We start from the raw sequence: 11648 nt of genomic DNA, 5'->3' as shown, positions 1-11648 counted from the left end.
GCCGGCCTCAATTGCCAACGCGCGTGACCATCATCGCGGTCGTCCGGTCGCTGACCGCGGGCGTTACCTTCAGGCCTTTCCTGGCCGCCCAGATGTTCTGATAGTGGAAAAGCGGAATGATGCCTACGTCGTCGCTTACCACCTTCACCGACCCACGCAGGATCGCCTCGCGCTTGGCGGCGTCGAATTCGGCGGTGGCGGCATCGAGCGCGTGATCCACTGCCGGACTGCTATAGCGGCCCCAGTTCGATGAACCAATGCCTTTCTTTGCATCGACGGTACCGAGGATATTCACGAGCGCGTAGCTCGCTTCGCCCGTGCCGTTGCCCCAGGCGATCATGCTCATGGCGAACTCGTTCTTGTTGGCGCGGCTCGCATAACTTGCCCACGGCATGACCTCGACCTTCGTCTTCACCCCAATGCGCGTCCAGAATTGCGCGACGGCCTGCGCCGTTTCAGGCGCTTGCGGATAACGATCGTTCGGCACGCTCAGCGTCAACTGGAAGCCGTCCGGGAAACCCGCTTCCGCAAGCAGTTTCTTGGCCTGGGCCGGATCGTTGGGAATGTCCTTCACGTCGGGGTTGTAGCCGAAGGTCTTCGCCGGCATCCACTGGTTCGCGACCGTTGCCGCGCCTTGCAAGATGCGGTCCGTGATCGCGGGGCGATTAATCGCGAGGGACAACGCACGGCGTACGCGGACGTCGTGCAAAGGGTTTTTTCCCAGGGGCTTGCCGGCGTTATCGGTGATATAGGGGCTCGGGCCTTCGCGGAAACTCGGTTGCAGCAACAAGACGCGCAAGCCGGGATACGCATAAACCGAAACCTTGGGCGACTGTTTCAGGCGCGGCAAATCGGAGACGGAGACTTTGTCGATCATGTCGACATCGCCTGAAAGCAGCGCGGCCGTGCGCGCCGCCGCGTTGCTCACGTAGCGATAATTCACCGTGTCCCAAAGCGGCTTCGCGCCCCAGTACGCGTCGTTGCGTTTCATCACCACGCGATCTCCCGGCGTGTACGAAACGAACTTGTACGGTCCGGAGCCGACCATCGCGCGTCCGGCGTTGTAGTCTTCACTCGAAGACTTTTCGCCAATGTGTTTGCTGATGATATGTACCGACGTCAGATTCAAGGGCAGGTCGGGCGTCGGCGTACTCGTCTTGATGATGAGCGTGTACGGATCGGGCGCGGTGACCGAAGCAATGGTGCGCAGATAACCCGCAAACGTCGCGATGGTGCCCGGCACGTTGCGCGCGCGCTGGTATGAATAAATGACGTCGTCGGCCGTGAAGGGCGTACCGTCCTGCCACTTCACGTCATGGCGCAGCTTGAATTCCCACGTGTCGTTGCCGGTTGCTTTCCAGCTTGTTGCAAGTCCGGGCGCCAGCACGTTGTCGTGATTCTCGACCAGCAAATCCCAGAAATGCAGATCCACGGAGCGGTCGCCTGCATAGTTGTTCAACTGTGGATCGAGGGACGACAGCGGATCGGCGAACGCAATGTTGAGTGTCTGCGCGGACGCCGCCGTACTGAACAGCGCCGCGCCGGCAAGCGTCATGCTCAGCGTGGAAAGGATCAGGCGATTCACGATGCAATTCCTTTTTATAAATGTGTTCTGGATTGAAGAGTCAATGAGCGTCGTTCAGATGACAGGCGCTGACATGTTCAATGGCAATACCGCGCAAGCTCGGAACTTCGGTCTTGCAACGCGGCATGGCGTGCGGACATCGCGGATGAAAATGACAACCGGACGGCGGCGCGAGCGGACTCGGCATCTCGCCGCGAATGGCGGTGAAATGTTTCTTGCGTGCATCGATACGAGGAATTTCCGCCAGCAATGTTTGCGTGTACGGATGGTTCGGACGCCGGAATATCTCTTCCACCGGCGCGCTCTCGACAACACGCCCGAGATACATGATCACCACGCGATCGGATAACTGTTCGACCACGCCGAGATCGTGGCTGATGAAGAGGTACGTGAGGTTGAGTTGTTCGCGCAGATCCATGAAGAGGTTCAGGATCTGCGCTTGTATCGATACATCCAGCGCCGCGACCGCTTCATCGCAAACGAGCATGGTCGGATTGACGGCAAGCGCCCGCGCAATGCCAATACGCTGGCGCTGACCGCCGCTGAATTCGTGCGGATATCTGTCCGCAAGCGACGGATCGAGACCCGCGCGTTTCAATTGCGCCGCGACATATTCATCGAGGCCGGCACGCTCCACCATGCCGTGGATCAGCGGCGCCTCACCCACTATGTCGCGAACGCGCCGCCTCGGATTCAGGCTCGAATACGGATCCTGGAAGATCATCTGAATCGCGAGTCTTGCAGCGCGGAGTGCATCGGCCGACATCGATTCGCGGTCGTGGCCTTCGACCAGCACGTCGCCTTCCGTCGGCGCGATCAGGCCCGAAACAATACGGCCGAGCGTGGATTTTCCGCAACCCGATTCGCCGACCAGACCCACTACTTCGCCGGGTTGTATCACCAGATCGACGTGATCTACCGCGCGCGTGACGGCATGTGGCGCGAGGAATTTCCGATCGCGAAGCCAGCGTGCGGCGGCGTTGTCGTCGCGTTCGCCGAAGCGCTGGCTGATGCCGCGCAGTTCTATGAGGCTCATGCGGTGGCCTCCGTGGGCAGATCGGCACGACGGCCCGGATGGAAGCAGCGCACGAGATGCGTGCCATGTTCCGACGCTTTCGCGGCAGGCGACGGACCGAGCGCCGGCGGCGTGGCGCAGATGGACGTCGCGCGGGTGCAGCGCGGCGCGAACGCACAACCCGGCGGCAATGCGCGCAAGTCGGGCGTGATGCCCGCAATCTGCGCAAGCCGTCCATGGCGCGTATTGAGGCTCGGCAAACTATCGATCAATCCTGCGGTGTACGGATGCTGCGGATGATCGAGCACCGCATCGACGGTGCCTTGCTCGACAATCCGTCCGGCATACATCACGGCGATGTCATCGGCAAGACCGGCGACCACGGATAGATCATGCGTGATCCATATCAGCGACGTTCCTTGCGTGCGCACCAGCGCCTGCACCTCGGACAAGATTTGCGCCTGGATGGTGACGTCGAGCGCGGTCGTGGGTTCATCGGCGATGATCAGATCCGGCTTGTGCAGCATTGCAATCGCGATCGCCACGCGCTGGCGCATGCCGCCCGACAACTGATGCGGATACGCGCGCAGCCGCTCATCAGGACTGGCGATGCCCATTGCCGCGAGCGCTTCACTCGCTTGTTCACGCGCCGCGCCCCGGCTCACGTTCTTATGCGCGCGCACTGCTTCGATCATCTGCGCGTCGACGCGTTGCACCGGATTGAGCGTGGACATCGGGTCCTGGAACACCATCGCAATGCGGCTGCCGCGCAGACGCCGCATCTCGGCTTCCGCCAAACCGACAATGTTCCTGCCCTTGAAAAGGATCTCACCGCCAACCACGCGGCCGGGTGCATCGATCAAACCCATGATCGAAAAACCCGTCACCGATTTCCCCGATCCCGATTCCCCGACAAGACCCAGCACGCGTCCGCGTCCAAGCGTCAGCGATACATCTTCGACGGCTGGTAACTCGCCTTCGCGCGTGAAAAAACGCGTCTTCAGCCCGCGGACTTCGAGCGTGGTGTCGGAGGTATGAATGGACGAGCCGCTCATTTCACGAACCTCGGATTGAGCAACTCGCGCAGCCGGTCGCCGACCATATTGATCGATACAAGAATGGCGAGCAGCGCAAGTCCCGGATACACGCTCGTCCAGTATTCGCCCGAGAGCATGGTCTGGTAGCCGTTGGCAATCAGCAGCCCGAGCGATGGCTCCGTGATCGGCACGCCGAGGCCAAGGAACGAGAGCGTTGCTTCCAGCGTGATCGCGCGCGCGACTTGCAGCGTGCCCACGACGATCAGCGGCGGCAGGCAGTTCGGCAGCATATGAATCAGCACGATGCGCCAGTTCGGGATCGCAAGACTGCGCGCCGCTTCCACGTATTCGCGCCGCGCCTCGACCAATGCCTGCGCGCGCGCCGTGCGTGCGTAGTAGGCCCACTCGATCAGCACCAGCGTAAGCACGACGTTCGTCACGCTCTTGCCGAGGAACGCGAGCAGCATCATTGCGACGAGGATGGACGGGAAGGCGAGCAGCAAGTCGACAAGCCGCATGATGAGGCTATCGACCTTGCCGCCCGCGTACGCCGCGATCAAGCCGAACACCGTACCGACCACGCCTGCGATGATCGCCGAGCCGAGACCAACCGACAAGCTCAGGCGCAAGCCGTAGAGCATCGCCGAATAAAGATCGCGCCCCTGGCCGTCGGTGCCGAGCCAGTATGAATGCGTGCCGGCGCTGTTCATGGAGCCGGGCGGAAGGCGTGCATCGAGGACATCGAGTTGCAGCAGATCGTAGGGATTTTGCGGCGCGATGTACGGCGCGAAAATTGCCGCGAGCATCAGCAGGACCGCAACGATCAACGCGCCCAGCGCGACCGGCGAGCGCGCGAAATCCGCCACGAGTTGACGCCATGGAGAACGGCGCTTCTTAGGCGTAGCACGCGTGGTCAAAGGCGTCGTGCTCATCGCGCGCCCTCCAGCCGCACGCGCGGATCGAGGAATTTGTAGAGGATATCGACCAGCAGGTTCAGCGTGACGAACAAACACACGACCACGATCAAATACGAAAGAATCACAGGCCGGTCGAGTGCGTTGATGCTGTCGAGAATCAGCTTGCCCGCGCCCGGCCACGAGAACACGGTCTCCGTCACGACCGCGAATGCGATGGTCGAACCAAACTCCAGTCCAATCACCGTGACGAGCGGAATAAGCGTATTGCGCAAGATATGCACGAGCACCACACGCATCGGCGACAACCCCTTGGCGCGTGCAAATCGCACGTGTTCCATGGGCGTGACTTCGCGCACGCCGGCACTCGTGAGCCGCAACACGAGCGATACCTTGAAGAGCGAGAGGTTCAGTGCGGGCAAAATCAGATGGCGCAAACCGTCGATGGTGAGCCATGACCATTGCACGCCGAAGAGGCTCGCGGTCGCGCCGCGTCCGCTTGCGGGCAGCCAGCCAAGCTTCACGCTGAAGAGCATGATCAGCATGAGGCCGACCCAGAACGTGGGCAACGAGAAGCCGACAATGCTGCCCGTCATCAGCATCTTCGAAAGCGGATTGCGCGGATGCAAACCCGCAAAAAGCCCGAGCGGAATACCAATCACGAGTGCCAGCAGCAGAGCCGATACCGCCAGTTCGAGCGTCGCTGGAAGACGTTGCAGGATCAGCCGGATTGCGGGCTCGTTATAGACGAAGCTATTGCCGAGATCGCCGTGCATGGCGTTTGCGAGGAACGCGAGGTATTGCTTCCAGAGCGGTTGATCGAGACCAAGCCGCGCGATGATCCGCGCGCGGTCGACCTGATCGACATCCTGTCCTATGAGGATGTCGATAGGATTGCCGATCGCGTGCAAGCCGATGAACACAATCAGCGTCATCAGCAACACCACGAACGCCGCCTGTGCGACGCGGCGAAGCAGCCAGCCGCTCATTGGCCCTCCGCATACTGTGGCGGCGCGTTGGCGGGCGTGAATTCATCGCCGAAAAGCTCGGGCTCCGCGTACGCTTCGAGCGCCGCGTAATGCTGCTCCACGTCCTCGGCGTACAGCAAGCTCGCAATGCCTTGCGCAAGACGTTTTGCGCCCGTGCTGATCGCGGGAATGTCGCCGGAGACAGCGCCGTGCGAGAGCGTTGCCGGATAACAGAAGCAATGAATATTCGATAACCCCGGGCAATCCCCCGGCGTCTTTTCGAGGAACTCGAAAGCCGGACCGACATCGGGCGAGTCGGACAATTCGGCATCTTCGTCGCCAGGAGGCGGGGTGTATCGGTCGGCCCATGTGCGGATGAACGGCGCGAACGCAGCGAATTCCGGGCGTGCGCTCCAGTCCACTTTGAAGCCCGTCGAGACGATCAAAAAGTCGGCCGCGAACGTGCCCTTCGGCGTGTGGATGGCGAGACCATCGGCTGTTTCTTCAACCGATAAAACCGGGCTGCCGAGATTGAATCGCACATTCGGATGATGACGTGACACACGCAGAGTACTTCCTCGCGGCGGCGGCACCTGGACCGTGTTGATGTAATGGCGGATCTTCCACTTCCATTCGTCGGGAAGCGTTTGATGGCCGTGCGTGAGGCCCGGATTTCCCGCGCCCTTGCCTTTGTTCACGCGCGGCAGATCGTGACGCCTGATCAGCAGATCGACGCTTGCAGCGCCCGCTTCGAGCGCGGTGGCCGCGCTGTCCATGGCAGACGATCCACCGCCGACAACCGCCACGCGTTTGCCGCGAAGCGTGCGGAAATCAAACGTATCCGAGGAATGCGCCCAACGCGAACGCGTCAATCCATCGATAAAACCGGGTAGCGCCGGTCCGCCCAGACCATCGCGACCGGTTGCGAGCACGACGCGCCGAGCGAAGACATCGAAACGTTTTCCATGCGTGCGAACGCTCAGCACCACAAGACCGTCCGCACGCGGCGTCACGGCGTCTATGGTGTGACCGTTGCGGACATCGAGCGCAAGCACGCGGCGGTACCAGACCAGATAGTCCATCCATTGCAGCCGATCGATTTTATCGAGCGCCTGCCACGCGTCGGCGCCGAATTGCGCTTCGAACCATGCGCGAAAAGTGAGCGCGGGTAATCCGAGTGCAGGCCCGGTCAATTGCTTCGGTGAGCGTAGCGTTTCCATGCGTGCCGTCGTGGCCCATGGCCCTTCGAGTCCTTGCGGCGAGCGATCGAAGATTCGCGCGCGCACGCCCAGTAATTTCAACGCCGCCGATGCCGCCAGCCCCGCCATTCCGCCACCGATCACCGCAACGTCCAGCACTTCGTGACCATCGTGCGTCCTGCCCGTCACCCATTCGCGCGCGGGCAATTCGAGGAAGGACAGGTCTTCCGCGAGCCGCGTTTCGAGCGCCGCGAGACCTTCGATCTGATTCGATGCAACGTTGGTATCGAGGCTCACGTGGCGGGCTCTTCGGTCGGATTGAGGGTATCGTCGGCTTCGCCGTAAAGCGCCTGGAGGATCGCACCGTGCTGGCTGGCGTCGTGCAGAACGAAGTCGGGGAGGATTTCCGCGGCCGCGTGCATCAGCGAATCGGCGGCGGCCAGGGTTGCCGCGTTCGGCGGCCGGAACTCCGGCGTGATGACACCGAACAGGAACGGGATGCGGATATCGAGCGGGCGCAGCACCACGCCTTCCACGGGCAAACCGTGCGCGGTCACGGGCTCCAGCACGGCGAGCCCGAGTCCCGCGCGCACCGCGCCGAGCGCATTCAGCGACGAGTTGGTCTCGATCACGCCCGCGGTGCGCACGCCGGCCTGGGCGAATGCGGCATCCAGGCGCGGACGCAGGCGATAGGGGTTTTGCATCGTCACGAGACGGCGGCCGGCGAAATCACTTAACGCGATCCTCGGCGCTTTCGCCAGCGGATCATCGGCGCGCACGGCGGCCACGCATGCCGACTCGCCAATCCAGTGTACGAGCACGCCGCGATGCTCCAGCGGCAAACTGGAAACGCCCATATCGACCATGCCGTTCAGGACGGCATCGACAACCTGCTCGGGCGCGGCGCTGCGCAGATGCACGGACTCAAGCGTATGAGTCAGGTTGAGCAGCGCAAGGGCGTGAGGCACCAGGCCGGCAGCCAGTGCGGATGTCGCGGCAATAGTCAGCGGCGGCGGCGCGTGCAGCGCAATCTGTTCCGCGCGCGATTTGACTTGCCTGAGGCTTGCGAGCGTGCGTTCCACGTCCTGGTAAAGCTCGGACGCCTGCCGCGTAGGCGTGACTCGCGGCCCAAAACGCTGGAACAGCGGATAGCCGATTTCAGCCTCGAGTTCCTGTATGGAACGCGATACCGCCGGTTGCGATCGCCCGAGCAGGCGCCCGGCGGCGGTAACGCTTCCGGCTGACATGACTGCGGCAAACGCTTCAAGTTGGCGGATTTCCATGAGCCGGCAGGTTGGCTACCGATGAATGCGTAAAACGCATTCTTACGCCGTGACCATGCGAAATGCAAATGATCAAAAATTATATCGATAGAGCGAACCAGCGGCTTTGTTGAAGAAAAGCGGCTATCACGGACAATCGAGGAAAGTTCGGATGAATAAAAATGCCACGCCTTTTCGAACGATTTTCGGTGTGCATTTTCGCGTGTCGTGAGAAAACCGAACGCAACCTTGATACCCGGATCGTCTGTCACATTGATTAGCCGTTCGATATTGTCAGGCGCTTCCTTTGGCATGCGTCAGATACGCGGCCAACGGTCCTATAACGCATGCAATCTTCGTACATAAGCGTGCGCTCGCCAACAGGCAGGTTTCCGAGTTAATGCGAAATTGAGCAGGAACAACGCAAGCCGAGCGTATCGCTTGCGTAAATCGCTCATTGCACGATGCAAGAGAAAACACCGGCCAAAATGAAACTCCTCGAAAAATTGCTGCATATGCGGCTCAGAGCTTTTGCTGTCGCGCTTGGCCTGTGCCTGCTTGCCGCTGCGGCCCTGGCATGGATTCACAGCCACTCAAAGCATCCGAACGACGTGACACTCTCCAGCCCGGAAAAGGAGATGAGAACGGCCCCTCAGGATTGGGGACGCGTCGAGCACGGCGTGTCGGCGCTGGCGATGGACATCCGCCGAAAGGACGTCGCGATGATCGGATTGACCTCGACGGCCATCCTCGTCACGACGGTCGACGGACGAAAATATTTCGTGGCTGACCGCCATGCGACCATTGCTACAACTCTCCTGAGTGACGCGCTGAAAAACGAAGACCATGGCGAGTTCAAGCTGCTTTGGCTTCCCGATGGAGGCGTGGGTGCAAAAGGAACGAGTGCGTGGCTTCTTGCCCTCGACATACTTCAAGCGCTGATTGGATTGCTGCTCCCGGTGGCAGTCATAGCCGGGATTGTGATGTATATGCGAAAGGAGTCGCGAGGCGCGAGACTGCTTCTTGATACGCCGAAGCTGTCTTTCAAGGATGTGGTCGGCGCGCACGGAGCGAAGGCCGCGTTGTCGGATGTAACTTCATACCTGAAGAATCCCAAGTCGTTTATCTCGCTTGGCATCCGGCCGCCGTGCGGCGTGTTGTTGACTGGCTCGCCGGGAGTCGGAAAAACCATGCTCGCCAAGGCGCTTGCCGGCGAGACGGGAGCGAATTTCATATCGATCACCGGAAGCTATTTCAGCGCCAAATATTTTGGTGCTGGTGTGAAACGCGCCCAGAATCTGTTTGCTCTTGCCCGGGCAAACCGTCCTTGCATCATCTGGATTGATGAAGCCGATGGCATCGGCGCGCGCACGAACGGATCGGGGGATGCAAGCGAGTCCGAAAGCAACAGAGTCATCAATCAGGTACTTGCGGAGCTCGATGGCTTTGAAAAAAACGAAGGGGTCATTGTCATCGCAGCGACCAATTTTCCTGAACGAATGGACGATGCCATGCGTCGGCCTGGTCGTTTCGACCGGCAAATCCACGTGGCTTTGCCTGATGTCACGGATAGGCAGTCTCTATTCGAAAATTACGCCAAGCGGCTTACTCGAGTGAGCACCAGTGTGGATTTCGCAAAACTTTCGCGCTTGACCACGGGTATGTCGCCTGCATCGATTGCTTTTATAGCGAATCAGGCGGGGTTGATTGCCCGGTCCGGTAATGCCCCCGATGTAGGGCAGGCGCACTTTACCGAAGCAATCCAGGTGGCCCGTATGGGTCAATCCACCGGCGCCGAGCACGCGCTGGTCGGGACCGAACGGACCCGCATCGCAAGGCATGAAGCAGGGCACGCTATCGTCGGGGCTGTTCTTGGCATGGGCCTCGTCGAGCATGTGACGATCATGCCGCGAGGCGGTTCGCTGGGAGCCACGTATCTCAGCAAGGAATTCGACAAACGCTTGTACACCGAGCGTGAACTGAGATGCGAAATAATGCTTCTGCTCGGAGGCCGCCAAGCGGAAGTCCTGGCGTTCGGAGAGGCATCGACGGGTGCGGCGCAAGACCTCGAACATGCTTCGAGACTTGCTCTCGATGCGGTGGCGCGTCACGGCTTCGGCAAAGATGCCACGCTATTCAGTGTCTCCGCGTTACCCGCTTCATTTGCGACTGCGTCGATGGAGCGCTCAATCGAGAAAGCGACCGCGATGCTCGACGAATGCAGCGATGAGGTTCTGCGTCTCTTGCTCGACCATGCTGCAGCGGTGGACGCGCTGGAAGCCGAGCTCTTGTCCAACGAAATGGCGTCAGGCAAGCGAGTTCGGGAATTGCTGCTTACCCATAAGACAGCGATGCGAGCAGTCGCTTGACTCGTTCCGAGTAAGACTTCAAGGGCAGCAGATGGTCAGTGAAAGGTCACCGTCTCGAAATCCGCCGACGTTCCCGCCGCCTGCCGCGCGAGATCGTTGATCGCGATGGTCCGCGTGGTCGCTTCGTTCCACGGATTGGTGTAGGTCAGCGTCATGTTTGCTATGTCGATACGAACGATCGCGAACGCGTGACCGTCGCCTTGCGACCAGTCGCCATTGCGCGCGGGTTTGCCGCCAAAGACCATCGCGTAACGGCTGCCGACGCCGTCCGCATGTTGCAGCAGGTAAGCGGTGATCTGGCCGGGCGTGCTGTGTGAATCGGCGAGACGATCGTGTTCTCCAGCGTGTCCAGCAAGCAGTTCCATGACCTTGTTGGTCGGCAACGCGCCTTGCTTCGGATCCTTGTGGAAGTATTTGAACATTGCTCCGACCACCGCCGCTGCGCCCGGGTCGCCCCTGCCGAATTGATCGAGCTCGCCTGGATTCAAGCGATAAACGCTCGACGGATCTCCCGGCAGGCTTACGTTGTAACTGCCGTCGGAATTTTGGGTGACTGCGTGATGCAAGATCGCGGCGCCCCTCTGCGTATTCGAAAACGCTTTGACTACAGAAATGCCCACGCAATCGCCTTCGCTTTGTTGATTCAGATGCGTGCCTATGGGATTCGCGATCGGGCTTCCGGGCATCGACGGAATCCATTTGCCACTCTCGATCACGCTGCCTCTTGCATCGCGGCGAAGCGCATTGACGCTTGCGGCGGCGTTGAACGTTCCATCGGATAACGACGCAATGATGTTATGCGCGTCGGCCGTAAGCTCCGGTCGTGCACCGCCGTCGCGTTGCATCGCGTCCTGGAAGTTCTTCGCTGTTTGGGTGATCTGCTCGCGCGTGGTGGTGTCAGTGGAACTGTTCCGGCTTTGTTGAAGCGTCTGAACAAGCTGGCGATACGCGTTTTCGATATCGCCCGACGCCGCCTGCGCGATGCCCGCGATGCCAAAGATCAGCGCGCAGGCCAAGATTGAACGTCGGACCAGTGTGGTCAGTGTCATTATTTTCCCTTGGATGATATGGGTTCATGAGCGGGACAACAGCCTGCGCCCGATCTTTATTCCTTCTTCTCAAAGGTCCTTCACGCCCGCCGCCACACCGGCGCGCCGAATGCGGATGCATGCACGTGCTCAACTCAAGTGTTTCATAGTCAGTAGCCGAAAGATTGACGATGCAAAGCGCGTCCGGGAGAACGTCGAAGCTCAGGCGGGGTTCATCGTTGCCGCTCTCGTGTATCTCGCCCATTCGATT

Annotated in this window: 9 protein-coding genes and 1 pseudogene; 1 reads left to right on the top strand and 9 read right to left on the bottom strand. The window is 60.5% G+C overall.

What is annotated here, in order from left to right:
* Window positions 1-7: 7 nt before the first annotated feature.
* The 8 genes and pseudogenes from ASG35_RS17720 to ASG35_RS31450 form a co-directional block, all read right to left on the bottom strand.
* Window positions 8-1555, bottom strand: coding sequence for an ABC transporter substrate-binding protein (locus tag ASG35_RS17720; RefSeq protein ID WP_056360886.1), 1548 nt, complete (start codon window positions 1553-1555; stop codon window positions 8-10).
* A gap of 70 nt (window positions 1556-1625) precedes the next feature.
* The gene (locus tag ASG35_RS17715; RefSeq protein ID WP_056360063.1) at window positions 1626-2621 is read right to left on the bottom strand and encodes an ABC transporter ATP-binding protein; all 996 of its coding nucleotides are present in this window, start codon (window positions 2619-2621) and stop codon (window positions 1626-1628) included.
* Window positions 2618-3655 carry an ABC transporter ATP-binding protein gene (locus ASG35_RS17710; RefSeq protein ID WP_056360060.1) on the bottom strand — a complete coding sequence of 346 codons (1038 nt, stop codon included), beginning with the start codon at window positions 3653-3655 and terminating at the stop codon, window positions 2618-2620. The genes ASG35_RS17715 and ASG35_RS17710 overlap by 4 nt, the downstream gene beginning before the upstream one ends.
* A complete protein-coding gene (locus ASG35_RS17705) occupies window positions 3652-4569 on the bottom strand; it encodes an ABC transporter permease (RefSeq protein ID WP_056360058.1) in 918 nt (305 codons plus the stop codon). The genes ASG35_RS17710 and ASG35_RS17705 overlap by 4 nt, the downstream gene beginning before the upstream one ends.
* Window positions 4566-5540, bottom strand: a complete 975-nt coding sequence (locus tag ASG35_RS17700; RefSeq protein WP_056360055.1) for an ABC transporter permease — start codon at window positions 5538-5540, stop codon at window positions 4566-4568. The genes ASG35_RS17705 and ASG35_RS17700 overlap by 4 nt, the downstream gene beginning before the upstream one ends.
* Window positions 5537-7015: a flavin-containing monooxygenase gene (locus tag ASG35_RS17695; RefSeq protein WP_056360051.1), complete on the bottom strand. Its 1479-nt coding sequence runs from the start codon at window positions 7013-7015 to the stop codon at window positions 5537-5539. Before ASG35_RS17695 ends, ASG35_RS17700 begins: the two co-directional genes overlap by 4 nt.
* Window positions 7012-8001 carry a LysR family transcriptional regulator gene (locus tag ASG35_RS17690; protein ID WP_056360049.1) on the bottom strand — a complete coding sequence of 330 codons (990 nt, stop codon included), beginning with the start codon at window positions 7999-8001 and terminating at the stop codon, window positions 7012-7014. The genes ASG35_RS17695 and ASG35_RS17690 overlap by 4 nt, the downstream gene beginning before the upstream one ends.
* A 136-nt stretch (window positions 8002-8137) precedes the next feature.
* Window positions 8138-8267: pseudogene (locus ASG35_RS31450) on the bottom strand (manganese catalase family protein); the annotation flags it as partial.
* A gap of 177 nt (window positions 8268-8444) precedes the next feature.
* Between ASG35_RS31450 and ASG35_RS17685 the strand changes: the two are divergent.
* Complete coding sequence (locus tag ASG35_RS17685; RefSeq protein ID WP_056360046.1) at window positions 8445-10349, top strand: AAA family ATPase; 1905 nt, start codon at window positions 8445-8447, stop codon at window positions 10347-10349.
* Window positions 10350-10384: 35 nt separating this feature from the next.
* Here ASG35_RS17685 and ASG35_RS17680 read toward each other — a convergent pair whose 3' ends face one another.
* The gene (locus ASG35_RS17680; protein ID WP_056360041.1) at window positions 10385-11398 is read right to left on the bottom strand and encodes a hypothetical protein; all 1014 of its coding nucleotides are present in this window, start codon (window positions 11396-11398) and stop codon (window positions 10385-10387) included.
* Window positions 11399-11648 lie beyond the last annotated feature (250 nt).

This window comes from Burkholderia sp. Leaf177 (assembly GCF_001424345.1).
Taxonomy (GTDB): Bacteria; Pseudomonadota; Gammaproteobacteria; order Burkholderiales; family Burkholderiaceae; genus Caballeronia.
This window is presented reverse-complemented; position numbering and strand designations above follow the sequence as displayed.